This window comes from Actinophytocola sp. NPDC049390 (assembly GCF_044466355.1).
In the GTDB taxonomy this organism is placed as follows: Bacteria; Actinomycetota; Actinomycetes; order Mycobacteriales; family Pseudonocardiaceae; genus Actinophytocola.
The window spans coordinates 492,011-516,345 of sequence record NZ_JBITMQ010000003.1 but is presented as its reverse complement, the minus strand read 5'-3'; the positions used below and the strand labels follow the sequence as shown (position 1 = coordinate 516,345).

Below are 24,335 nucleotides of genomic sequence, written 5' to 3'. Positions count from 1 at the left end.
GTCAGGTTACCCAGATCGGGCAACGCTCCGGCACCTCGTGGAACCGGCGCAGCTGGTTGACGCCACTCAGCCACCCGCACCAGCTCCTGGGCGGCGGCGGGCCACCGCGCAGGCTCATGCTGACCGACAACCGGGTGCCGGCATCCACTTCGGACAGTTCCCACGTGCTGACGCCGGTGTCCTCGGACAGCACGAGGCGACGGTCCGCCACCACCTCGACGACCGTCCCGACCGGACCGCCGCCCTCGATCTCCCAGCGGCCACCCGGGTGCGGCTCGATCGCCAGCGGCAGGCCGAACCAGCGCGCGAACAGCTCCCGCTCGGTGAGCGACGCGAACACCGCGGACGGTGCCGCGGCGATGTCCACCGTCGTGCTCGTCTCGTCGTACCGCAGGACCGGGCGGCCCTCCAGCTCGTCGACCGCGTTCGAGATCTCCAGGCAGCGCTGGGTGAACTCGCGGTCCCGCACCTCGGCCTCGATGAGACCGTCGTCGGTGACCGTGGCGTACGGCAGCAGGGCGCGGGCGTCGGCGGCCGGTGCCACCGTCCTGGCGAGGATCTTCACGGGGTCACATCATCGAGCAGCAACAGGCAGTCCGGCAACGGGGCCGTGTGCACGACCCCCAGCCGCTGCGTCGCCCTCGTCAGCGCCACGTACAGCTCGGCGGCGCCCGCGTCGCCCGCCATGATCGCCGTCGGCTCGACCACGATCACCCCGTCGAACTCGAGGCCCTTGGTCGAGCGCGGCGGCAGCACCAGCGCGTCCACGTTGAGCGTCGAGCCGTCCGGCGCGATCACCGCGACCGTGCCCTCGCCGATCTCCGCCTCCATGCGCGCGACCATCTCCGTCACCGCGGCCGCGAGCCGGTCCTCGGTGGTCCACCGCGACCACGGTTGCGCCCCGGTCGACCGCACGGACTTCGGTGGCTGCGCCGCGGTGTCCATCGTGGACAGCAGGGACGCCGCGACGTCCATGATCTCCGCGGGCATGCGGTAGTTGACGGTCAGCTGCCGGTAGGTCCACCGGTTCGGCACGTACTCGTCGAGCATGGCCGACCACGACCGCGCGCCGGCCGGCGACTCGCGCTGCGCGAGGTCGCCGACGATCGTCATCGACCGGGTCGGGCAACGCCGCATCAGCACCCGCCAGTCCATCTCGGACAGCTCCTGCGCCTCGTCGACCACCACGTGCCCGTACGTCCACTCGCGATCGGCCGCCGCCCGCTCGGCCAGCGACCGGTGGTCGCGCTCCTCCTGCCGTTCCGCCAGGGCCGTCGGGTCGATCAGGTCGACGGCCCGCAGCATCTCCTCGTCCGGGTCCTCGTCGGTGTCGAGGATGTCGAGCACGCCCCGCGCGTACGCCTCCTGCTCCAGGCGCGTCCGCTCGGCCTCCTCGTCCGACTCGTACGGGCCGAGCAGCTCGGCCGCCTCGTCGAGCAGCGGCACGTCGGACACGGTCCACGCGTCGCCGCGCTCCCGGTGGAACGACTTCGGCGCGTGAATCGCGGCGAGCCGCTCCGGGCGGGTGTAGAGGTCGGCGAACAGCTTCTGCGGCGTCAACCGTGGCCAGAGCAGCTCGACCGCCTCGGCCAGCGCCTCGCTGGAGATCAGCTCGCGGCGCACGTCCGCGGCCAGGTCCTTCGCCAGGTCGGGCGTGTCGCGGACGTCCAGCCAGCCCGCGCCGATCCGGTCGACGGCCTGCTCGGCCAGCTCCAGGATCAGCGCGTCGCGGAAGATCTCCTGCGCCCGGTTGTGCAGCCGGCCGGACCCGCGGGCCCGCTCCCGCGCCCGGCCGGCCACCGAGACGTCGATCTCGACGGTCACGTCGTCCAGCTCGACCTCGATCGGGGTCTCCGGCACCTCCTGCCGGTTCGCGACGGCCGCCCGCACCAGGTCGACCATCGCGAGGCTGCCCTTGACCTCGCGGTCCGGGTCGGCGGCGCGGGTGCGCACCCCGGGCATCAGCTGCCCGGTCGTGGCGAACACCACGTCGGTCTCGCCGAGCGAGGGCAGCACGCCGCCGATGTAGCGGAGGAAGCCGGTGTTCGGGCCGATGATCAGCACACCGCGCCGCGACATGCGCTCGCGGTGCGTGTAGAGCAGGTAGGCGACCCGGTGCAGCGCCACGACCGTCTTGCCGGTGCCGGGGCCGCCGTCGATGACGACCACGCCGGTGCGGCCGAGACGGATGATCTCGTCCTGCTCGGCCTGGATCGTCGCGACGATGTCACCCATCGTGTCCGAACGGGGCGCGTTGAGCGCGGTGAGGAGCACCTCGTCGCTGTCCGCGACACCGTGTTCGAGCACGTCGTCGTGAAATGCGAGCACCCGGCGGCCGCGTACCCGGAAATGGCGCCTCCGTGTGACCCCTTCCGGATTGGCGGAGGTGGCCACGTAAAACGGCCGCGCGATCGGCGCCCGCCAGTCGGTCAGCAGCGGTTCGTAGTCGTTCTCCTCGTCGAAGAGCCCGATGCGGCCGATGTAGGTCGTCGTGGTGTCGGTGTGGTCGAGCCGACCGAAGCACAGGCCGTTGTCCGCCACCTTCAGCCGGGAGATCTGGCTGGTCAGCGTGGTCGCGGCGACGTCACGCTCCCATAGCGCCTCGGTGGTCTCCGCGGTGCTGTCGATCAGCACGCCGTCGAGCTTGCCCGACGCGGTCGACCGCTCGGCGTCCAGGTGCGCGTACAACGACGCGATGTGTTCCCGTTCGGCCTGCAATTCCGCGTCGTAATCGCTCTTTGACAAAGGGCCCCTCATCAACTATAATCAACGCACTTTCTGGCATTCGCCGAATTTTTCGAACAAAAGCCAGCCATTGATTATGGCTTGACGTGGACCATTTGCCAAACGAGCCGGTCAGGGCTCGGCGTGCAGTGCCTCCGCGAGCATGGTCGACCACTGGTCCAGCACCCGCTGCCGTCGCTTGCTGTCATCGGTCAGCAGGTTGGCGAGCCCGAGCCCGCGGGCCATGTCGAGCGTCGCCTGCACCGCCGCACGCACGCCCACGCGCGACTCGTCGACGCCGAGCAGCTCCAGAGCGGTCCGGTGCGTCTCCCGCCCGACCCGCTCCTCCAGCTGCACCACGCTCTCCCGGAGCCGCTCGTCCGACGACGCCGCGACCCACAGGTGGATCGCGGCACGGAACAGCGGCCCGGTGTACATCAGCTCGACCATGCCGACCACGGCCCGCGTGCGGTCCGGCCCGGCGGGCAGGTCGACCGATCTGGAGCGGAGCACCGCGAGGCGCTCCGACGCCACGTACTCGACGGCCGAGGTGAACAGGTCCTCGCGGGTCGGGAAGTGGTGCTGGGCGGCGCCGCGCGAGACGCCGGCCCGTTCCGCCACCACCGACACCGTGCTACCCGACCAGCCCACCTCGGCCAGGCATTCGATGGCCGCCTCCAGGAGCCGCTGCCGGGTGGCCCGGCTGCGGTCCTGGCGCGGTTCACGCAGTACTTCTGTCATCAATACGATTTCGGGAGTCCGAGGGTGTTCTGGGCGACGAAGTTGAGGATCATCTCACGGCTCACCGGCGCGATCCGGTTCACCCGCGCCGCCGAGACCAGCGCGCCGAGGCCGTACTCGGCGGTCAGGCCGTTGCCGCCGTGCACCTGGACGGCCGTGTCGACCGCCTTGATCGACGCCTCCGCGGCCGCGTACTTCGCCATGTTCGCGGCCTCGCCCGCGCCCATGTCGTCGCCCGCGTCGTAGAGCGCCGCCGCCTTCTGCGTCATCACCTTGGCCAGCTCCAGCTGGATCTTCGCCTCGGCGAGCGGGTGCGCGACGCCCTGGTGGGCGCCGATCGGGGTGCTCCACACCTGGCGCGACTTGACGTAGTCGACGGCCTTGTCCAGCGCGTACCGGCCCATGCCGATCGCGAACGACGCGGCCATGATCCGCTCCGGGTTCAGGCCCGCGAACAGCTGCAGCAGCGCCGCGTCCTGGGAGCCGACCAGCGCGTCGGCGGGCAGGCGCACGTCGTCGAGGAACAGCATGAACTGCTTGTCCGGCGAGACGATGTCCATCTCGATCGGCTGCCACTCGAAGCCGGGCGTGTCCGTCGGCACGATGAACAGGGCGGGCTTGAGCTTGCCGGTCTTCGCGTCCTCGGTCCGGCCCACGACCATCACGGCGGCCGCCTCGTCGACGCCGGAGATGAACACCTTGCGACCGTTCAGCACCCACTCGTCGCCGTCGCGGCGGGCCGTCGTGGTGATCTTGTGCGAGTTGGAGCCGGCGTCCGGTTCGGTGATCGCGAACGCCATGCGCAGCGACCCGTCGGCGAACCGGGGCAGCCACTCCTGCTTCTGCGCGTCGGTGCCGAAGCGGGTGATGATCGTCGCGCAGATCGCCGGGGACACCACCATCAGCAGCAGGCCACAGCCCTGCGCCGAGAGTTCCTCCGCCACCGCGGCGAGGTCGCCGATGTTGCCGCCACCGCCGCCGTACTCCTCGGGCACGTTCACGCCGAGGTAGCCGAGCTTGCCCGCCTCGTCCCACAGTTCGGTGGACTTCTCGCCCGCGCGGGCCTTCTTCAGGAACCAGTCGCCGCCGTAGCGTCCACCCAGGTCGGCGACCGCCGCCCGCAGCGCCCGCCGTTCGTCGGACTCGTTGAACCCGGTCATTGTGCCTCCTCAGCGCTGACGACGGCCAGAACACGGCCGACCTCGACTTGGTCCCCCGCCGTGACACCGAGCTCGGTGACCACACCGTCGGTGGGGGCGTTGATCCGGTGCTGCATCTTCATGGCCTCCAGCCACAGCAGCGGCTGGCCCTCGGTGACCGTCTCGCCCTGCTCGACCGCGACCCGCACGACCGTGCCGGGCATCGGCGCGAGCAGCGAACCCGCCGCGACCTGCGCCGCCGGGTCGGGGAAGCGCTCCACCGGCACCAGCGCGACCGACCCGAACGGCGAGTCCACAACGGACAGCCCGGGGTAGGCGGCCACGTCGAAGCGGCGGCGCAGCCCCTCCAGGTCGAGGACGACCGTCGTCGGCGTCGCCTCGATCAGCCGCACGCCGTCGTGGCCGATCAGCCCGTCGCGGCCGAGCCGGTAGGTGACCTCGTGCTCGGTGTCCCCGATGGTGAAGCGTTTGCGCTGCGGCCCGGAGACCACGTTGCGCCACCCGCTGGGGATGCGGCCGAGCACCGTGGCGGCGGCCCGGTTAGCGGCCGCGTCCGCCAGCGCCGCCGCCAGCGCCGACAGCCGGACGGTCGGCTCCGTCGCGAGTGGCGTGGCGAGCGCGTCGAGGCCGTGACGCTCGAAGAACGCCGTGTCCGTGTCCCCCGCCAGGAAGGCGGGGTGGCACAGGATGTTCACGAGCAGGTCGCGGTTGGTGGTGATGCCGTGGACCTTCGACTTCGTCAGCGCGACGGCCAGCGCGCGGGCGGCCACGTCCCGCGACGGGGCCACCGAGATGACCTTGGCGAGCATCGGGTCGTAGTGCGGGCTCACCACCGAGCCACTGTCCACACCGGAGTCGAGCCGGATGCCGGTGCCGAGCGGGACGGTGAACTCCGCGGCCACGCCGGGCACCTCGAACCGGTGCAGCGTGCCGCTGTGCGGGCGCCAGTCGGCGGCCGGGTCCTCGGCGTAGAGCCGCACCTCGATGGCGTGCCCCTGCGACGGCGGCGGCCCGGCCGGGAGCGGCCTGCCCTCCGCGACCCCGATCTGCAGGCCGACCAGGTCCAACCCCGACACGCATTCGGTGACGGGGTGCTCTACCTGCAGGCGCGTGTTCATCTCGAGGAAGTAGAACCGGCCGGTCTCGTCGGCGAGGAACTCGACCGTGCCCGCGCCGACGTACCCGATGGCCTTGGCGGCGTTGCGAGCGGCGGCGAACAGCTCGTCCCGCATCCCCGCGACCCGCTCGACCAGCGGTGACGGCGACTCCTCGACGATCTTCTGGTGGCGGCGCTGGATCGAGCACTCGCGCTCGCCGACGGCCCAGACGGTGCCGTACCGGTCGCACATCACCTGGACCTCGATGTGCCTGCCGGTTGTCAGGTACGGCTCGACGAACACCGTGTCGTCGCCGAACGCCGACGCGGCCTCCGAACGCGCACCCTGGACCTGGTCCGCCAGCTCGGCCAGCGACCGGACGACACGCATGCCGCGCCCGCCACCGCCCGCGGACGCCTTGACCAGCACCGGCAGGTCGGCCTCGGTGATCGCGTCCGGGTCCAGTTCGGACAGGACGGGCACACCGGCCTCGGCCATCAGCCGCTTGGACTCGATCTTGGAGCCCATCTGCTCGATGGCCTCCGGCGACGGCCCGACCCACGTCAGACCGGCGTCGATGACGACACGGGCGAACGCCGCGTTCTCCGACAGGAAGCCGTAGCCGGGGTGCACGGCGTCGGCACCCGACTCGCGCGCGGCGTCGATGATCAGCTCGGCCCGCAGGTAGGTGTCGGCCGGTGACACACCGGGCAACCGGACCGCGGCGTCGGCCTCGCGGACGTGCGGTGCTCCTTCGTCGGCGTCGGAGAACACCGCGACGGTCGAGATGCCTGACGTGCGGCAGGTTCGAAAGACCCGGCGGGCGATCTCGCCCCGGTTCGCGACGAGCAGTGTCGTGATCATCCCGCTCACATCCGGAAGACGCCGAAGCCGGCAGCGCCTGAAGTACCGTGGACAGGTCCGTTGTGGATCGTGGACAGGCTCATGCCGAGCACCGTGCGGGTGTCGCGCGGGTCGATGATCCCGTCGTCGTAGAGCATGCCGGACAGGAACATCGGCAGCGACTCGGCCTCGATCTGGTTCTCCACCATGGTCCGCATGGCGGCGTCGTGCTCCTCGTTGTACTCCTGGCCGCGGCCCGCGGCCGCCTGGCGAGCCACGATGGACAGCACGCCGGCGAGCTGCTGCGGACCCATGACCGCGGACTTCGCGCTGGGCCACGCGAACAGGAACCGCGGGTCGTAGGCACGGCCGCACATGCCGTAGTGCCCGGCACCGTAGGAGGCGCCCATGAGGATCGAGATGTGCGGCACCTTCGAGTTCGACACCGCGTTGATCATCATGGCGCCGTGCTTGATGATGCCGCCCTGCTCGTACTCCCTGCCGACCATGTAGCCGGTGGTGTTGTGCAGGAAGATCAGCGGCGTGTCGATCTGGTTGGCCAGCTGGATGAACTGGGCCGCCTTCTGCGACTCCTCGCTGAACAGCACGCCGCGCGCGTTGGCGAGAACGCCGACCGGGTAACCGTGCACCCGCGCCCAGCCGGTGACGAGGCTCGTACCGTACAGGGGCTTGAACTCGTCGAAGTCCGAGCCGTCGACCACGCGGGCGATCACGTCACGCGGGTCGAACGGCACCTTGAGGTCGGTCGGCACGATGCTGAGCAGGTCCTCCGCGTCGTAGAGCGGTTCACTGTAGACACTGGCGGGCGCCGGTCCCTGTTTGCGCCAGTTGAGCCGGGCGACGATGCGGCGCCCGATCCGGATGGCGTCCTCCTCGTCGACGGCGAGGTAGTCGGCTAGACCGGACGTGCGGGCGTGCATCTCGGCGCCGCCGAGCGACTCGTCGTCGGACTCCTCACCGGTGGCCATCTTGACCAGCGGCGGCCCGCCGAGGAACACCTTCGCGCGCTCCTTGACCATCACCACGTAGTCGGACATCCCGGGCAGGTACGCGCCACCGGCCGTCGAGTTGCCGAACACGAGCGCGACGGTCGGACAGCCCGCCGCGGAGGCGCGGGTGATGTCGCGGAAGATCCGGCCGCCCGGGATGAAGATCTCCTTCTGCGTGGGGAGGTCCGCGCCGCCGGACTCGACGAGGTTGATCGTGGGCAGCCGGTTCTGCGCGGCGATGTCCGCGGCGCGGAACGACTTCTTGGTGGTCCAGGGGTTGCTCGCGCCGCCCTTGACCGTCGGGTCGCTGCCGCTGATCATGCACTCGACACCCTCGACCACCCCGATGCCGGTGACCACGCTGGCGCCGACCTTGTAGTCGGTGCCCCACGCGGCGAGCGGCGACAGCTCCAGGAACGGCGAGTCGGGGTCGAGCAGCAGCTCGATGCGTTCGCGGACGAGCAGCTTGCCCCGCTTGCGGTGCCGCTCGATGTACTTGTCGCCACCGCCCGCGACGGCCTTGGCGTGCTCGGCCTCGATCTCGGCGAGCTTGTCGAGCATGGCCTCGCGGTTGGCCTTGTGTTCGGTGGACGTGGTGTCCACGGTGGAGTTGATCGTTGTCATGGGTGGTAACCCAGCACTTTCGCGGCCAAGCCGGTCAGGATCTCGTTGGTGCCACCGCCGATGCCGAGGATGCGGACGTCGCGGTAGTGGCGTTCCACTTCGGACTCGCGCATGTAGCCGAGCCCACCGTGCAGCTGCACGGCCTCGTTGACGACCCATTCGCCGGTCTCGACGGCGGTGTTCTTCGCGAAGCACGCCTCGGCGATGACGTGCTCACCGGCGGCGTGCCGGAGCGCGACGTGCCGGGTGTAGGTGCGGGCGACGTCCACCCGCCGGGCCATCTCGGTGAGCTTGTGCTGCACGACCTGACGGCTGATCAGTGGGCGGCCGAACGTCTCGCGCATCCGGCACCACTCGACGGTGAGGTCGAGCGCCCGCTGCGCGGTGGCGTACCCCTGCACGGCGAGCGCGAGCCGCTCGGTGACGAAGTGAGTCGCGACCTGGGCGAACCCCTGACCTTCCGCGCCGACGAGGTTCGCCGCCGGGACGCGGACGTCGGTGTAGGACAGCTCGGCCGTGTCGGAACAGTGCCAGCCCATCTTGTCGAGCCTGCGGGTGACGGTGAACCCGGGCGTGCCGCGTTCCACGACCAGGAGTGACAGCCCGTGGGCGCCTTCGTCACCGGTCCGGACGACGGTGGTGACGAAGTCGGCGCGGACCCCGGAGGTGATGAACGTCTTCGCGCCGTTGACGACGTAGTGGTCACCGTCCCGCTTGGCCGTGGTGCGCACGTTCGCGACATCCGAACCGCCGTCGGGTTCGGTGACCGCGAGCGACCCGATCTTCTCCCCGGCGAGCGTCGGCTTCACCCAGCGCTCGACGTGGTCGGGATCCCCGGCGGTGACGATGTGCGGCAGGGCGATGCCGGAGGTGAACAACGAGGCGACGAGCCCACCCGAGCCACCCGCGTAGTGGACCTCCTCGGTGACGACGGTCGCGTCGATGACGTCGCCACCTCCGCCGCCGACGCTCGCCGGGAAGGCGACGCCAAGCAGGCCCAGCTCACCGGCCTTGCGGTGCAGGTCGCGGGGCAGTTCGCCGTCCCGCTCCCACTGGTCGAGATGTGGCCGTACCTCTTTCTCGACAAAGCGCCGTGTCGTCTCCCGGAGTTGGCGCCGCTCGGGTGTGTCGAAGGGGTTCACAGGAGGTCCTCCGGGATGTCGACGTGACGGGACCGGAGCCACTCGCCCAGCGACTTGGCCTGCGGGTCGAACCGGCTGGAGGCGGCGACCCCCTTGCCGAGGAGCCCGTGGAACACGAAGTTGACAGCCGTCAGGTTGGGCAGCGGGAACCGCTCGATGTCGAGGTCCTTGGCTTCGGGCAACAACTCCCGCACCCGGTCGACGGTCAGCTCGGCGGCGAGCCACGGGTAGGCGGCCGGGTCCCGGACCCAGACCCCGAGGTTGGCGCCGCCGCCCTTGTCCCCGGAGCGGGCCCCGACGATCGTGCCGAGTGGCACCCGCTTGGTCGGCCCACCGGGGATCGGGCTGTCGTCGCCGGGGGTGTCGACGGGCGCCACCGCGGTCACAGCCGGTGGTGCGATGGTGGTGCGGGTGCCGTCGGGCAGGACGGCGACGTGCTCGACGGCGTCCTGCGGCACGTACTCCGGCCGGTAGACGCCGACGGGTGAGCCGTCCCCTGGCGGGGAGGTGAGAGTGAAGCCGGGGTAGGACGCGAGCGCCAGCTCGACGGCAGCACGGGAGAACGCCTTGGCCCGCTTGGGATCCGGGGTCCGGATGGTGACGTGGAGCAGCGCGGACGCGGCCTCCTCGGTGTCGGCGTCCGGGTGGTCGGTGCGCGCGAGCGTCCACTCCAGACCGTCAGCGCCGAGGGTGTTCTCCAGCTGCCGCCGCACGAGCGCCGCCTTGGCGTCGACGTCGAGTCCACACAGGACGAAGGTCATCGAGTTGCGGAACCCGTCGAGGGTGTTGACGCAGACCTTCAACGTGTCGGGCGGTGCCTCGCCGGTGACCCCGTCGATGCGGACCCGGTCGGGCCCGTCCTGGGTGAGCCGGATCGAGTCGAAGCGGCTGGTGACGTCGGGTCCGAGGTAGCGGGGTCCCGCGATCTCGTAGAGGAGCTGCGCCCTGACCGTGTCGACGGTGACAGCGCCACCGGTCCCGTCGTGCTTGGTGATGACGGAGGAGCCGTCCTCGTCGATCTCCGCGATGGGGAACCCGGGGTGGGTGAGGTCGGCGATCTCGGTGAAGAAGGCGAAGTTGCCGCCGGTGGCCTGGGTCCCGCACTCGATGACGTGGCCCGCGACGGTGGCCCCGGCGAGCCGGTCGACGTCGTCCCGGCCCCACCCGAAGTGGTGCGCGGCGGGCGCGACGACGAGCGAGGCGTCGGTGACCCGGCCCGTGACGACGACGTCCGCCCCGGCGTCGAGGCACTCGACGATGCCCCAGCACCCGAGGTAGGCGTTGGCGGTGAGCGCGCCGTCGAAGCCGCGGTCGAGGAGGTCGTCACCTTCGACGTGGGCGACCTTCACGTGGGGGTTCAGCTCACGGATGGCGGCGGCGAGCCCGGCGGGGTTGAGCCCACCCGCGTTGGCGACGATCCTGACGCCCCGCTCCAGCGCGATGTCAAGGGTGTCCTCCAGCTGACGGAGAAAGGTCCGCGCATAGCCGCGGGACGCGTCCTTCATCCGGTCCCGCCCGAGGATCAGCATGGTCAGCTCGGCGAGGTAGTCCCCGGTGAGGTAGTCGAGCGGGCCGCCGGTGAGCATCTCCCGCACCGCGGAGAGCCGGTCCCCGTAGAACCCGGACGCGTTGCCGATACGAACAGTCATGAGGGTTGGCCTCCGGCCCCCGGTTCGACGCTACGGCACGACACCGACACATCGGCCCACGCCGGAACGGCACCTGTGGACAACCCGCCCGCACGCGACCAGCCCTGTCGGTCGTCGCCGGTAACGTGGCACCGGGGGCCGGAGGCCATACCCGCGCTCATCCTCGGCTCCCCACTTCGCGGCCCTTGCCGGGCGGGCCGGCGAACGCCTGCGCGATGTCCAGCCACGCGTTGGCGTCGTCCCCCACCGCCACCAGCGCCGTGTCCGCGCGGTGCACACGCTGCGTCACCAGCAGGCAGAACTCCAGCGCAGGCCCGGTCACCCGCTGCGACGCGTCCTCCGGACCCCACGTCCACAGCTCCTCACCGGGCCCCATCAGCTCCACCCGGAACGCCTCCGCAGGCGGCTGCTTGCCCCGCACCAGGTACGCGAAGTCCCTGGTCCGCACACCGATGTGCGCGACGTGCCGCAGCCGCGCCGTCGGGGTGCGCCGGGCGCCGACGGCGTCCGCCACGTCCTGGCCGTGTGCCCACGTCTCCATCAGCCGGGCCGTCGCCATCGACGCCGCCGACATCGGGGGGCCGTACCAGGGCAGCTTCGTCCCCTCGGGCAGGTCCAGCAGCGTCACCGCGAGCCGTTCCCGGCCCGCACGCCACCAGTCCAGCAGGTCCGGGCGCTGCGCCAGCCGCGTCGCCTCGGCGTCGACGATTCCGTCGAGCCCATCGGCGGCCTGCGCGGCGTGCTCGGCGAACTCCGCCTGGAAGCCCGCCGGGTCGGTGGCCGCCAGCAGCGCCCGCTCGTCGGTCCAGGCCAGGTGCGCGATCTGGTGCGCGACCGTCCACCCCGCCGCGGGCGTCGGGCGCGCCCATCCGTCCGCCGCCAGGTCCCGCACCAGTGCGTCGATCTCGTCGCCCTCGGCACGCAGGTCGGCGACGAGGGCGTTCAGCTCCACCACGCGGTCCACGATGGCACGCGCGACGCATTCAAGCAAGCATGCTTGTTTTTATCGGCGGAGGTCGCCCCGGCGGCGTTGCCAGTCGGTGACCGCGGTCAGGCCCGCCTCGATCTCCTCGTCCAGGTGGGCCAGCTGCGCCTCGACCACGGACTCCCCCAGCAACTCCCTCGCCAGCTCCGACGACGCCAGCGCCGCCCGCGCCTGCCACGGCGTCGACGGCAGCTCGGTCGGGGCCGGCGGCGTCAGCTCCTCGCGGATCCCCCACAGCCCGGCCGCCAGGATCGCGGCGACGACCAGGTGCGGCTGCGCGTCGGCCCCGGCGAACCGGACCTCGGCGCGCCGCGACCCGCCCGACCCGGCCACGCGGACCGACGCCGTCCGGTCGTCGACGCCCCACCGCACGACACGCGGCGAGAAGTCCGCGGTCCGCAGCCGGACGTAGGAGTTCCACGTCGGCGCCCAGAACGGGGTCAGGTCCGGCGCCGCCCGCAGCACCCCAGCGATGAAGTGCTCCAGCGGGAAGTCCGGCGACAGCGAGATGTGCACGTGGCACGAACTGCCCGCGCCCGGCCGCTCCGCCGCCAGGTACCCCGCCCGCACACCGTGTTCGGCGGCGACCCGGCGCACCAGCAGCTGCTGCAGCAGGGCGTCGTCGCAGGCGGCGAGTGCGTCGCGGTGGCCGAGGACGACCTCGTACTGACCGGGGTGGCACTCGCCCCGCAGCGACTCGACGCCCAGGTGATCCACCGCGTACCTGACAGCTGTCAGGTACGGGCGCAGCGGGTCGAGGCCGCCTGCCGCGTAGTCGAGACCCTCGGTCACCAGGGGCTCGCCGGACGGCGTGGTGAACGTGACCTCGTGCTCGATGCCCGCCGACGGCACGTAGCCCGCCGCCTCGGCCAGCTCCACCTGCCCCCGCAGCACCGTGCGTGGCGCGAACTCGACGTCCTCCGCGTCGCAGACCACCAGCACGCCGTCGTCGCCGTCCAGGACTACCGAACACAGGTCGGGTCGCAGCCGCAGGTCACCGTAGGTCGTGGTGTACGGCTCGAACACCGGCGCCGCCACCGCCTCGCGTTCCGGGTTCCACGCGAACGCGTACGTGCAGAGCCCGTAGCCGTCCGCCGGCACGGTGTCGGCGAAGAACCGGGCACCCAGCTCCACGGCCGCGAACCGGGCGTGCGGGTCGGGCACCAGCAACGTCACCCGCCGGACCGTGCCGTCGTCGATCCGTGCCCGCAGCTCCGCCGCGACGGACTCGGCCGTCGACGCGCGCGCCGCCAGCGAGCGCGGCCCGCGCGGGCGGGGACTGACGATCACCAGGCGCCGTCCGGGTCGGGGGCGTGGAGCGGGTTCTTGGCGCGGCCGAAGCGCACGTCGAACTCGTCGTCCCGGTCGACCTTGTCGAAGCCCTGTCCCGCCAGGTGTTCGCGGTTGAGGGTGACGCGTTCGACGTCGGGCGCGAACAGCAGGCAGGCGTCGAACCGGCGAGCGCTCTCCGGGTGCTCGTCGCGGTAGCGGCGCACGATCTCGCGGACCTGAGCCCACAGCGCGGCCCGCGGGTAGCCGAGGTCGTCGTGCAGGATCTCCGCCAGGAACCGCAGCTGACCCGCGAAAACGGAGCTGAACAGGGACTGCGCGAGCAGGTGCGGCGCCCACCTCAGCATGTCCGCGTTCGCCTCCGGCGCGAGCGTCGCGTACTCGGGCAGCTCCTCGTCCATCAGGTCGACGCCCTGCGCGAAGTCCTTGATCGCGACGCGCACCGGCAGGCCGTGCTCGTCGGTGACCAGGATCAGGTTCTGGCCGTGCGGGCAGAAACCGACGCCGTACCGCAGGAGCCAGTGCAGCAACGGGGTGAGGAACAGGTCGAGCCACGTGCGCAGCCACTCCGCGGTGTCCACACCGGACTCGCGGATCAGCCGGGTGAGCACCGCCTCGCCGTCCGGGCCGCGGTAGGGCAGCGCGGCGAACGACAACGCGCGCTCACCGGCCCCGACACGGACCCGCAGCGGCTCCCGCCACAGCGCGCCGAGCGTCTCGTGGAACCGGTAGGGCAGCTCGTCGATGTGCCCGAACAGCGGGTGTTTCACCGAGACGCTCGCGACCTCGCCCAGCAGCTCGAACCGGTACTCCTCGTCCAGCAACGGGTCCGCGGCGCTGATCGACCGCAGCCAGGTCGTGACGGCAGGCGCGGCCAGTGTCGCCGCCTGGGCCAGTCCTCTGTAGACCAGCGTGTTCCGCACCGACACCGCGGTCTTCACGTCCCGGCGCGTCGGGTGGGTGACGTTGGCGAGCGTGCGGACGGTCTGGTGCGGCAGGTACGCGTCCGAGCTGAACCCGACCGGCACGACGGTGCCCGCCGCCACCTCGGCGGCGTAGAGCGTGCCGATGATCTCGTCGGCCTGCCACGGGTGCACCGGCACCAGCACGTAGTCGTCCGGGTTGGGCAGACCGGCGCGGAACTCGTCGTACAGTTCGCCGAGTTCCTCGGTCAGCAGCTTTTCCTCGGACAGCTCGGACACACACCGGAACGACGCGAAGTCACGGTGCACGGCGAACCACCGCAGCGCGAACGCCTTGCCCGACTCGGGTGCGTACACCTCGCGGTCGCGTGCGGAGAACCCGACGCGGCCCTTGTTGAGCACGAGCCGGGGGTGGCCGGTGAGGTGGCCGTCGGCGTGGTCGTAGTCCATGGCGATCAGCTCGGCCGCGGTGGGCGCGTGCGCCAGCCGGGCGGCCTCGTTGGCGACCGTCGCGGTCAGCTCGGCCAGCACGTCCGCGAGCCGCAACCCGGTGAGCCCCAGTTGTTTGCGCGCGTCGACCACGAGCTGACGGGGGTCGGCCACCGGTTCGCCGTCGCGGGTGGCGCTGCCCGGCTCGACGTGCCACGTCTCGAACGCCCCGCGTCGCGCACGGAACCGGTAGGTCACGTCCGGCAGCGCGAGCACGTACTCGGCACCGTCCACCTCGGGCACGAACAGACCCTCGTAGCTCAGCTCGCCGAGCATCTTGTGCGTGATCAGGGCACCGGCGTGCCGCCAGGTCGTCAGCACTGGAGTCCTCACAATCCGAAGGTGGTGAACGCGGTCCGCTCCGGCAGCGGATAGACCTTCTTGCCGCACACCGAGTTGAGGATCGTCGCGGCCCGCCACGCGATGAGCCCGAGGTCGGGCGCGCCGACGCCGTGCGTGTGCCGTTCGGCGTTCTGCACGTAGAGCGCGCCCGGCGTGGCGGTGCCGACGCGGTAGTCGGCGTCGACGACGATCCTGCCCGCCGCGTCGCGGTCCAGTTCCGTCCCGAGTGGACCGAGCAGGTCGCCCAGATCCCGTTCCTGGTAACCGGTCGCGCACACGATCGCGTCGGTCGTGACTGTTGCCTGACCACCCTGGTGCACGTGCCGCAGCGTCAGCTCGACGCCGTCGGCGGCCTGCTCGGCGGCGGTGACCTCGACTCCCGGTGCGAGCACGACGTCCGGCCAGCCGCCGCCGACGGTCCGCCGGTACAGCTCGTCGAAGATGTCGGCGATGGTCTCGGCGCTGATCGCCTTGTACAGCTGCCACTGCGCGGGCACGAGCCGGTCGCGGACCGGTTCGTCGAGGCCGTGGAAGAAACGCGTGTAGTCCGGTGTGAACTGTTCGAGGCCGAGCTTGGAGTACTCCATGGGCGCGAACGCCGGGGTCCTGGTGAGCCAGCGCAACCGACCCTGGCCCGCGGGACGTGCCCGCAGCAGGTCGAGGAACACCTCGGCACCCGACTGCCCCGAGCCGACGACGGTGACGTCGGGGGTGGCGACGAGCCGGTCGCGGGCGGGCAGGTAGTCGGCGGAGTGCACGGCGAACGGTTCGAGCGGTGCCGGGACCTTCGGTTCCGTCCCGACCCCGAGCACCACGTTGCGGGCCAGCACCCGTCCGGCCGGCGCGACGTCCAACTCGAACGCCTCGTCGGCCGCCGACCAGCGGATGGCGCGCGCGGTCTGGTCGAACCGCAGGGTGGGCAGGCGGCGGCTCACCCACGCGCAGTAGTCGGCGTACTCGGCGCGCGGGATGTGGAACTTCTCCGCGAAGTAGAACGGGTACAACCGTTCGCGGTCTCGCAGGTAGGCGAGGAACGACAGCTGGCTCGTCGGGTCCACGAGGGACACGAGGTCGGCGAGGAACGGCACCTGAAGCGCGGCGCCGTCGATCATCAGGCCGGGATGCCAGCGGAACGCGCTCTCCCGCTCGAAGAACGCGGTGTGCAGCCCGTCGAGCGGTTCGGCGAGCGCGGCGAGCGACAGGTTGGCGGGACCGATGCCGACGCCGACGAGGTCGTAGGTGGCGTCGGAGATCACGGCGCGACCAGGTCGAGCAGACCGGCGTACTCAGCGGCGGTCGCGGTGGGGCGCAGGAGGGTCAGCTTGAGCCACACCTGCCCGTCGACGGTGGCGCGGCCGAGCACGGCGGTGCCGTCCTCGAGCAGCCGGCGCCGGATCGCGGCCACCTCGTCGTCGGCCGCACCGGTCGGCCGGAAGACCACAGTGGACAGTTCGGGGCGCGCCCAGAGTTCCAGGCCCGGATGCCGTTCGACGAGGTCGGCCACCTCGGCGGCGACCGCGCAGCAGTGCTCGACGAGCTGCCCCATCCCCCGGCGCCCCAGGGCACGCAACGTCACGGCGATCTTGAACGCGTCCGGCCGCCGCGACGTGCGCAGGGACCGGCCGAGCAGGTCGGGCAGCCCGGCGTCGGTGTCGTCCTCCGCGTTGAGGTAGTCGGCGCGGACGTCCAGCGCCGTCAACGGCCGCTTGGTGGCGAGCACCCCGGCCGCGATGGGCTGCCAGCCGAACTTGTGCAGGTCGATGGCGGCGGAGTCGGCGTCGGCGAGCCCGGCGAGCAGCGGCGCGAGCCGGTCGCTGAAGAGGGCAGCACCGCCGTAGGAGGCGTCGACGTGCAGCCACGCGTCCGGTGCCGCTGCCCGGATGTCGGCGATGGGGTCGATGGCGCCGGTGTCGGTGGTGCCCGCGGTGGCGAACACGGCGGCGGGCCGGTCAAGCGTGGCCAGGGTGTCGCGGAGGTGATCGACGCGCAGGCGCCCGTGTTCGCAGTCGACGAGCACCGGCGCGGGGAGCCCGAGCAGCCACGCCGCGCGGGCGATGCTGTGGTGGGCGTTGCGGCCGCAGACGGGTTGGACGGTGCCGTGCGCCTCGCGGGCGAGGAGGAGCCCGATGAGGTTGGATTCGGTGCCGCCACTGGTGATCACGGCGTCGGCGTGCCCGGCGAGCCGGGCGATGGCGGCGGTCAGCGCCGACTCGAGTTCGCTCGCGATGGGCGCCTGGTCCCAGGAGTCCATGGAGGGGTTGAGCATGCTGGCGACGAGGTCGGCCGCGGCGGAGACGGCGAGCGGTGGCCCGTGCAGGTGGGCGGCGCACCAGGCGTGGGACGGGTCGACGGAGCCGAGCACGAGGAGCCTGCTGAGCTGGTCGAGCGCGGCCTTCTCGCCGATCCCGTCGTCGGGAAGGAGGTCGACGTCGAGGGTCGCGGCCACCGCGGCGGGCCCGCCGGGAGGCACGGGCCGGGCCGGAGCGGCCGCCGTCACGGCGTCGAGTGCCACCGTGACGAGGTCACGAACCGACTCGGAACTGGCCAGCATGGGACTCCTTCTTAGGCAAACCTAACTTCGAGAGGACTGTACTGGACCTCCTGGTGGGCGACGGTGTCACGGGTGCCCTCCGGCCCCCGGTTTCCAGCGTACGGGGCACCACCGACAACGAGCCCCGGCCGCGGACGGGTTGTCCACAGGTGCCGGGTTTGTCCACAGGCGGGGTTCGGCGGGCCGGGAATGTCGGCGGTCGCCGGTAGGCTGGTTTTCGGGGGGCCGGAGGCCGCCCATGTTCAGTTCTGGGGTCTTCGCGCTGCGCGCCGTCAGGCTCGGCCCAGTGCCCGCACCATCTCCGACGGGTCGTCCCCCGTCGGCAGGATCGAGATCACCGGCGTGGTCAGTCCCTGTTCGACGTACTCCGCGACCCGTTCCCGGCACTTCTCCGGCGGGCCGTGCACGATCAGCTCGTCCACGACCTCGTCCGGGATCGCCGCGTTCGCGGCCTGGCGGTCACCGGCCGCCCAGGCCTCGTGCATGCCGCGCAGCGCCTCGCCGCGGCCCAGCCACTCGTGGAACGCCGCGTAGACCGGCACGGTCAGGTAGCTCGAGATCAGCAGCCGCCCCAGGCCGCGGGCCGCGGCGGCGTCCGTGGTCGGGCACACGAAGATGCGGGCCACCAGTTCCGGTTCGTCGCCGAGCGCGGACCGCACGGTCGGCACGTCCGACGGCGCCAGCCAGTTCGTGATCGCGCCGTCCGCCTCCCTGGCCGCCAGCCGCAGCATGCCCGGGCGCAGTGCCGCCAGCACCACCTGCGGCGGCGGGGTCGGCGGCCGTTCGAGGCGGAACTTCGACACGGCGAACGTCTCGTACTTATCCGTCACCTTGTCGCCGCGCAGCGCCGCCCGCAGGAACCGCAGCGTGTCCCGCGACCGCGCGAACGGCGCCTCGAACGGCAACGCGTTCCAGTTCGTCACGATCGTCGGCGTCGACGTGCCGATGCCCAGCACGAACCGGCCCGGCGCCAGCTCCGCGATCGTCGCCGCCTGCATCGCGAGCAGGCCGGCGCCGCGGGTGTAGACCGGTGCGATGGCCGTGCCCAGCCGCATGCCCGGCGCCCACTCGGCCACCAGCGCCAGGGGCGTGAACGCGTCCGTGCCCGCGGTCTCCGCGGACCACACGTCCGTGTACCCCAGGTCGGGCAGCGAGCGCACCAGGTCACGGTGCGCGGGCAGCGGCACGCCCGTCAGCGGCAGCGTCAGACCCCAGCGGTCCATCACGCCACCCCCAGCGCGTCACGCAGCCAGCGGACCTGCATCAGCATGAAGTTCTCCGCGACCTCGTCGTCCTGTGGCGTCATGTGGGTGACGCCCGGCAGTGGCAGCAGGGCATGGGGCCGACCGGCCGCGACCAGTGCCGCGGACAGCCGCACCGAGTGCGCCACCACGACGTTGTCGTCGGCCAGGCCGTGGATGATCAGCAGCGGCCGCTCCAGCCCCGGCGCGTCGTCGATCAGCGAGTTCCGGTCGTACACGTCGGCCTTCTCGTCCGGGTGTCCCAGGTACCGCTCGGTGTAGTGCGTGTCGTAGAGCCGCCACTCGGTCACCGGCGCGCCCGCGATCGCCGCGTGGAACACGTCCGGCCGCCGCAGCACCGCGAGCGCCGACAGGTACCCGCCGTACGACCAGCCCCGAATGGCCACAGTGGACAGGTCGAGGTCGGGCTCGGACGCCGCGACCGCCTGCAGCGCGTCGACCTGGTCGGCCAGCGTGACGCCCGCGAAGTCGAACGCGATCTCCCGCTCCCACTCCGAACCACGGCCCGGCGTGCCGCGCCCGTCGGCGATGAGGACCGCGAAACCCTGGTCCGCCAGCCACTGCGCGCCCAGGTAGGAGTTCCGTGTGGACAGCACGCGCTGGGCGTGCGGCCCGCCGTAGGGGTCGAGCAGCACCGGCAGCTTCGTGCCCGGCCGGTGGTCCGTCGGGTACAGCAGCGCGACCCGCAGGCGCCGCTCGCCGACGGTCATCAGCCGTACGTTCGGCGTCACCGGCGGCTCCACCGCGAGCGACGCGATCTCACCGGCCGGGGCACCGTTCCGCAGCACCGACACCTTCGGGCCCGCGTGGTCGAGCGACCAGGCCGCCAGCACCGTGACGTCCCCGCCGCGCGCCGCCGTGTGCACGCCGTCCGAAGTGGACACCCGCGTGACGCCGTCGTCGGCCCACCGGTACACGTGCACCTGCGTCGGGTCGTCGGCGGACGCGGTGAACAGCACGTCGTCGCCGACGTCGAGCACCGAGCGGACCTGCAGTCCGGGTGGGGTGACCTCCTTGCCGTCGACCACGAGCCGGTTCCAGCCGTCGGCCACCGCGACCCGGACCAGGCGCTCGTCGGCGGTCCACGCGGGCACACCGGGCACGATCTCCACCCAGCGGTCGTCGGTGTCCTCCGCGAGCACGGTCGTCGCGCCGGTGTCCGCGTCGACCGACCGGACCGTCATGCGCCGCTGGTCACGGGGCTGCTGCGCGATCAGGAGCGGGCCGTTCGCGCTCCAGTGGGCGGTGACGAAGTACTCGTCGTCGCCGCGGTCGACCTCCACCCGCGACCCGTCGAGCCCGACGACCGCGAGCCGCAGCGTCACGTTGTCGGTGCCCGCCGCCGGGTAGGCGACCACGTTCGGCTCGGCGCCGGGGTTGGCCGGGTCGGCGATGTGCCACCGGCGGACCGCGCTCTTGTCGGTGAAGGCGACCAGCAGCCGGGTGCCGTCCGGCGACCACCAGAAGCCGCGCGCCCGGCCCATCTCCTCGGCGGCGATGAACTCGGCCACACCGCAGGCCTGGTCCGGCCCGTCCGGCTCGGCCAGCGCCCGGTCCCCGCTCCCACTCCCGTTCTCACCGACCGCGACGACCCGCAGCGCGCCACCCGCGACGTAGGCGACGTGCGTGCCCGTCGGGTCCGGCCGCGGGTCGATCACCGGGCCCTCGGTCGCCAGCTCGCGGACCTCGCCGGTCACCGCGTCGGCGACGAACACCTTGCCGGACAACGCGAACGCCGCGATCCGGACCTGCGCGTCGGTCGCGTTGCCGACCACGCCGCCCGCCTGCTCACGGCTGCGTTCGCGCCGCGCCCGCTCCTCCGGGGACAGCTCCTCGTCCCCGCCGAGCAGCGCCTCCGGGTCCGCGAGCCGCGTCTCCTCACCCGAGGCGACGTCCAGCTGCCACAGGATGTGCTGCCGGTCCTCACCGGAGGCCGAGCGCAGGAAGAGCACGCGCGAGCCGTCCGGCGAGACCTGGAAGCCGCGGGGCGTGCCGAGGGTGAACCGCTGGGTCCTGGCCTGCAGTCTCAGGAATGAGTTGGTCACCCCCGCACCTTAAGTCACCGCACCGACAGCGCGTACGCCTCGAGGATGCTCGCCCAGCCCTTCGGGGAGTCGACGCCGCGGACCACGTCGTCGGCCGCGTCGTGGCGCTCGATGTGCCGGTGCGACAGCTCGACCCGGGTCGTGCCGGGCTCCTCCTCGACGAACCGGACCTCGACCTCGCTGGCCTTGGCCGGGTCGGGGTCGTAGGTCCAGTCCCCCCGCAGGTGCCACGACAAGAGCACCCGGTCCGGTGGTTCGTAGGCCAGGACGCGGCCCCAGTCGCACTCGACCCCGTCGGTGCCGCGCTCGTACCAGCGGCCGCCGACCTCCGGTTCGATGACGGCGTCGGCCAGCTCGGCCTCGCCGATGTGGTGGGTCGCGGGCCACCATGTGAAGAACTTCTCGGTGAACACGGTGAAAGCACGGGTGCGCGTCGCACGAACGGTGACGGACTTGGTGACTGACATGTTCCGCATGCCGGTGGTCATTCCTCTTCCCTTTCGACTGCTGCCTTGAACTCGACCAGCGCGGTGTCCCACAGCTGGTCCAGGTAGTCGCGCAGTGCGTGCACACCGCGCGGGTCGACGCGATAGAGCCGCCGGGTGCCCTCGGCCGTGTCGGCCACGAGGGACACCTGTTTGAGCACCTTGAGGTGCTGCGACACCGCGGGCCGGCTCACCGGCAGCTCGTTCGCCAGCTCGCCGACCGTGCGGGGGCGGGCCGCGAGCAGCGCGAAGATCGCACGCCTGGTCGAGTCGCCCAACGCGCCGAGCGCGTCCAATCGGTAAGTCGACACGAACGGTAAGCTACAACTTACCGAATCTCTCAGTCAAGCCTGTGCGCTCTCACAGCGTTCTCTCATGGCACGGGCGCACCGTTGAGCCATGAACGAGAACACGCCCCAGACGCCCCCGTGGACCTACCCGGGACCCGCCTACCCGCCGCCGCCCGTGCCACCGCGACCGCAGCCGCCGCGGCGCACCCGCAGAGGCACCGTCGCCGCCGTCATCGCCGCGACCCTCGTCGCGGGCGGGCTCGGCGGCACCCTCGGCGCGGTGATCGGCTCCGACGGCGCCGACGCCGCCACCGCCGCGACGAACGCCACCACCACGTCCAGCACGACCGGCACCGAGGGCACCGACGTGTCCGCGGTCGTCGCGAAGGTGATGCCCAGCGTCGTGCAGGTCAACGTGGCGACGGCGAACGGCGAGGGCGTCGGCTCCGGCGTGATCCTGTCGTCCGACGGCCGGATCCTCACCAACAACCACGTGGTCGGGGACGCGACGTCGCTGACCGTCACCCTGTCCGACGGCCGCACGGTCGACGCCGAGGTGCTGGGCACCGACCCGTCGAGCGACCTGGCGCTGATCCAGGCACAAGGCGTCAGCGGGCTGACCGCGGCGACGCTCGGCGACTCCGACAGCGTCAAGGTCGGCGACGAGGTCATCGCCATCGGCTCGCCCGGCGGACTGCAGGGCACCGTGACGACGGGCATCGTGTCGGCGTTGGACCGCAAGGTGACCGTGTCGGAGGAGGAGCAGCGGAGCCCGTTCCCGTTCACCAGGCAAGGAAGCGGCGACACGACGTCCTACCAGGCCATCCAGACGGATGCCGCGATCAACCAGGGCAACTCGGGCGGGCCGCTGTTCAACACCGCCGGTGAGGTCGTCGGCATCAACTCGGCCATGTACTCCCCGGTGTCGGGGCCGAACGGGTCAGCGGGAAGCGTCGGGATCGGGTTCGCCATTCCGAGCAACCGTGCCCAGCAGGTGATCGACCAGCTGTAGGCCACCGACCGTGACGCTCGCCCGCCGCGCCTCGCTGACCGCGGCGTCCGCGCGGGTGAGCAGCCAGTCGGCGCGGCGGACCTGTTGGCGCAGGTCGTGAACTTCGCGGAGGAACACGAGGGAGCCGAGCAGCAGCGCGGCTCCCCCGACGACCACCAGCTCAGCGAGCACGGCGCACCCGCACGTCGGCCGCCACCCCGGCTGCGGCCAGCGACTCCCGCACCTTGCCGACCAGCCTGCGGTGCACCAGGTCCCGCACCAGGCGCGGCGTCAGTGCGGTGAACGGCCTGGTCAGCGCGCTCTCGCGGTGCGCGAGCTCGAACAGGTTGAGCAGTTCCACCACGATCACGTGCCGGTCTCCTGTGCCGAACCGGCCGGTCAGCTCTGGGGGGAGCGCGTTCATGCGTTCGGCCACCTGACGGGCTCGTGTCTCGACCGTCTCCACCTCGCGGCGCAGGCGCAGCAACGCGGTTACCGCCGCGGTCAGTACTGCCAGCCCGACGAGTACGAGCACCATGCCGATGGTCTCCATGTGCTCACGGTAAGCCTGTTGTGGTTGCGGCCGTTGTGGGTGGTGTCCTCGCCGGAGGGGCTGATCTCGGGGAGGGGGCCTCACGATTCCGGCGTGTTGAGGCTTGGCAAGGATGGGGCTGCCTGCCCTCCCGTCGACCTCCCTCCGGGCTATCACACCGCGTCAAGGGGCCGGTGTTTCAGGCACGGTGTCCTTTTGCAGGCCCCTTGACCCGGTGTGATCGGGCTTCGCCAGGTGACGGGAGGGCAGGCAGGCCGTTTTTGTGGGCTTGCGCCCGGCTTTTGCTTGGTGCTGGGGGGCCCGCTTCGCGGGCCGGGCGCTGCGCGCCCGGCCGTAGGCCAGTGCCGGGTGGCGTTGCGGTCTGGCTAGCGGCTGGTCAGGTTGCGGTGCATTTCCTGTAGGCGGCCGATCAGGTCGCCGCGGGTGGCCGGGGCTACCAGGACGCGTTCGTCGCCGTCGCCGGTGGGGGTCATGTAGTTCAGCCAGCGGCCGTTCGGGGTGTCCGCGTAGCGGAGGGGGGCGCGGACCGGGACGCGGCGGCCCATGCGGTCGCGGACCGCCGCGTACAGTTCGCCCGTTCCCGTGGTGGGTTGGGCCATGATCTGCTGCACGATCCGGACCTCGGGTGGTGCCGGGCGCATGCCGACGCCCGCGGCGGTGCGTTGGCGGCCGCCGACCGTGGCGAGCATGTCCGAGCGCAGGATGCTGACCGCCTCGCCTCGGGGTGGGCCCACGTCCGGGGTTTGGCCGACGAGCGCGTTCGGCAGTGTCTCCGGGCGGATCTGGGTGACCGTCACCATCGCGCCGTCGCGGACGGCCAGGATCGCCTCGCGGCCGATCGCGCCCGCCAGGACGCCCTTCGTGTTGTCGCCTTCGTTGATCCAGCCGTAGAACTCGGCACCGGCACGGCACAGCACGGCCAGCGACGCGGTGACCTCCACCTCCACGCGGCCGCGGCGGTCGAGGAGGCCGAGGCGCTGGAACTCGTTGCGTGCCTCGGTTTCCACACGGTCCTGGTCGACCTTGCGACGCCACATCGGTTGCGGTTTCAGCGTGATGTGCAGGTCGCCCAGGTTCTCCATGCGCACCAGCCGGGCCAGTGCCTCCATGTGCAGCTTCAGCGGCTTCTCGAGCACGGT

General features: G+C 71.8%; 21 protein-coding genes. 1 reads left to right on the top strand and 20 read right to left on the bottom strand.

Annotation, left to right across the window (positions count from 1 at the left end; all coding sequences use genetic code 11):
- Nucleotide 1: 1 nt before the first annotated feature.
- The 17 genes from ACIBVP_RS13425 to ACIBVP_RS13345 form a co-directional block, all read right to left on the bottom strand.
- Nucleotides 2–565, bottom strand: coding sequence for an SRPBCC domain-containing protein (locus ACIBVP_RS13425; protein WP_396106351.1), 564 nt, complete (start codon nt 563–565; stop codon nt 2–4).
- The gene (locus ACIBVP_RS13420) at nt 562–2,745 is read right to left on the bottom strand and encodes a helicase (RefSeq protein ID WP_396106350.1); all 2,184 of its coding nucleotides are present in this window, start codon (nt 2,743–2,745) and stop codon (nt 562–564) included. Before ACIBVP_RS13420 ends, ACIBVP_RS13425 begins: the two co-directional genes overlap by 4 nt.
- A gap of 111 nt (nt 2,746–2,856) precedes the next feature.
- Nucleotides 2,857–3,465, bottom strand: a complete 609-nt coding sequence (locus tag ACIBVP_RS13415) for a TetR/AcrR family transcriptional regulator (protein ID WP_396106349.1) — start codon at nt 3,463–3,465, stop codon at nt 2,857–2,859.
- Entirely contained in the window at nt 3,465–4,625 is a 1,161-nt protein-coding gene (locus tag ACIBVP_RS13410; RefSeq protein WP_396106348.1) for an acyl-CoA dehydrogenase family protein, read from the bottom strand. The genes ACIBVP_RS13415 and ACIBVP_RS13410 overlap by 1 nt, the downstream gene beginning before the upstream one ends.
- Entirely contained in the window at nt 4,622–6,586 is a 1,965-nt protein-coding gene (locus ACIBVP_RS13405; RefSeq protein WP_396106347.1) for a biotin carboxylase N-terminal domain-containing protein, read from the bottom strand. Before ACIBVP_RS13405 ends, ACIBVP_RS13410 begins: the two co-directional genes overlap by 4 nt.
- Nucleotides 6,587–6,591: 5 nt before the next feature.
- On the bottom strand, nt 6,592–8,199 hold the full coding sequence (locus ACIBVP_RS13400; protein WP_396106346.1) for an acyl-CoA carboxylase subunit beta: 1,608 nt from the start codon (nt 8,197–8,199) through the stop codon (nt 6,592–6,594).
- Complete coding sequence (locus tag ACIBVP_RS13395; protein WP_396106345.1) at nt 8,196–9,341, bottom strand: acyl-CoA dehydrogenase family protein; 1,146 nt, start codon at nt 9,339–9,341, stop codon at nt 8,196–8,198. Before ACIBVP_RS13395 ends, ACIBVP_RS13400 begins: the two co-directional genes overlap by 4 nt.
- Complete coding sequence (locus tag ACIBVP_RS13390) at nt 9,338–10,990, bottom strand: acyclic terpene utilization AtuA family protein (RefSeq protein ID WP_396106344.1); 1,653 nt, start codon at nt 10,988–10,990, stop codon at nt 9,338–9,340. The genes ACIBVP_RS13395 and ACIBVP_RS13390 overlap by 4 nt, the downstream gene beginning before the upstream one ends.
- Before the next feature lie 157 nt (nt 10,991–11,147).
- Complete coding sequence (locus tag ACIBVP_RS13385; RefSeq protein ID WP_396106343.1) at nt 11,148–11,945, bottom strand: TIGR03084 family metal-binding protein; 798 nt, start codon at nt 11,943–11,945, stop codon at nt 11,148–11,150.
- Nucleotides 11,946–11,993: 48 nt separating this feature from the next.
- Entirely contained in the window at nt 11,994–13,265 is a 1,272-nt protein-coding gene (locus ACIBVP_RS13380) for a glutamine synthetase (protein ID WP_396106342.1), read from the bottom strand.
- The gene (locus ACIBVP_RS13375; protein WP_396106428.1) at nt 13,262–14,953 is read right to left on the bottom strand and encodes an IucA/IucC family protein; all 1,692 of its coding nucleotides are present in this window, start codon (nt 14,951–14,953) and stop codon (nt 13,262–13,264) included. Before ACIBVP_RS13375 ends, ACIBVP_RS13380 begins: the two co-directional genes overlap by 4 nt.
- Before the next feature lie 53 nt (nt 14,954–15,006).
- Nucleotides 15,007–16,275 (bottom strand): lysine N(6)-hydroxylase/L-ornithine N(5)-oxygenase family protein, encoded by a 1,269-nt coding sequence (locus ACIBVP_RS13370; protein ID WP_396106341.1) that lies wholly within the window; start codon nt 16,273–16,275, stop codon nt 15,007–15,009.
- Nucleotides 16,272–17,570, bottom strand: coding sequence for a pyridoxal phosphate-dependent decarboxylase family protein (locus ACIBVP_RS13365; RefSeq protein ID WP_396106340.1), 1,299 nt, complete (start codon nt 17,568–17,570; stop codon nt 16,272–16,274). Before ACIBVP_RS13365 ends, ACIBVP_RS13370 begins: the two co-directional genes overlap by 4 nt.
- A 272-nt stretch (nt 17,571–17,842) precedes the next feature.
- Nucleotides 17,843–18,793: an LLM class F420-dependent oxidoreductase gene (locus ACIBVP_RS13360; protein WP_396106339.1), complete on the bottom strand. Its 951-nt coding sequence runs from the start codon at nt 18,791–18,793 to the stop codon at nt 17,843–17,845.
- Entirely contained in the window at nt 18,793–20,877 is a 2,085-nt protein-coding gene (locus ACIBVP_RS13355; protein ID WP_396106338.1) for a prolyl oligopeptidase family serine peptidase, read from the bottom strand. Before ACIBVP_RS13355 ends, ACIBVP_RS13360 begins: the two co-directional genes overlap by 1 nt.
- 14 nt (nt 20,878–20,891) lie before the next feature.
- Nucleotides 20,892–21,353: an SRPBCC family protein gene (locus ACIBVP_RS13350; RefSeq protein ID WP_396106337.1), complete on the bottom strand. Its 462-nt coding sequence runs from the start codon at nt 21,351–21,353 to the stop codon at nt 20,892–20,894.
- Nucleotides 21,354–21,361: 8 nt separating this feature from the next.
- Entirely contained in the window at nt 21,362–21,673 is a 312-nt protein-coding gene (locus tag ACIBVP_RS13345) for an ArsR/SmtB family transcription factor (RefSeq protein ID WP_396106336.1), read from the bottom strand.
- Between the two features lie 88 nt (nt 21,674–21,761).
- On the opposite strand from ACIBVP_RS13345, the gene ACIBVP_RS13340 reads away from it, so the two are divergent.
- On the top strand, nt 21,762–22,664 hold the full coding sequence (locus tag ACIBVP_RS13340; protein WP_396106335.1) for a S1C family serine protease: 903 nt from the start codon (nt 21,762–21,764) through the stop codon (nt 22,662–22,664).
- On the opposite strand, the gene ACIBVP_RS13335 is transcribed toward ACIBVP_RS13340, so the two are convergent.
- From ACIBVP_RS13335 to ACIBVP_RS13325, 3 genes are all read right to left on the bottom strand, one after another.
- Nucleotides 22,593–22,835, bottom strand: coding sequence for a hypothetical protein (locus tag ACIBVP_RS13335; RefSeq protein WP_396106334.1), 243 nt, complete (start codon nt 22,833–22,835; stop codon nt 22,593–22,595). The genes ACIBVP_RS13340 and ACIBVP_RS13335 overlap by 72 nt on opposite strands.
- On the bottom strand, nt 22,825–23,196 hold the full coding sequence (locus ACIBVP_RS13330) for a hypothetical protein (protein ID WP_396106333.1): 372 nt from the start codon (nt 23,194–23,196) through the stop codon (nt 22,825–22,827). The genes ACIBVP_RS13335 and ACIBVP_RS13330 overlap by 11 nt, the downstream gene beginning before the upstream one ends.
- Nucleotides 23,197–23,561: 365 nt before the next feature.
- Nucleotides 23,562–24,332 (bottom strand): ESX secretion-associated protein EspG, encoded by a 771-nt coding sequence (locus ACIBVP_RS13325; RefSeq protein WP_396106332.1) that lies wholly within the window; start codon nt 24,330–24,332, stop codon nt 23,562–23,564.
- Nucleotides 24,333–24,335: the final 3 nt, after the last annotated feature.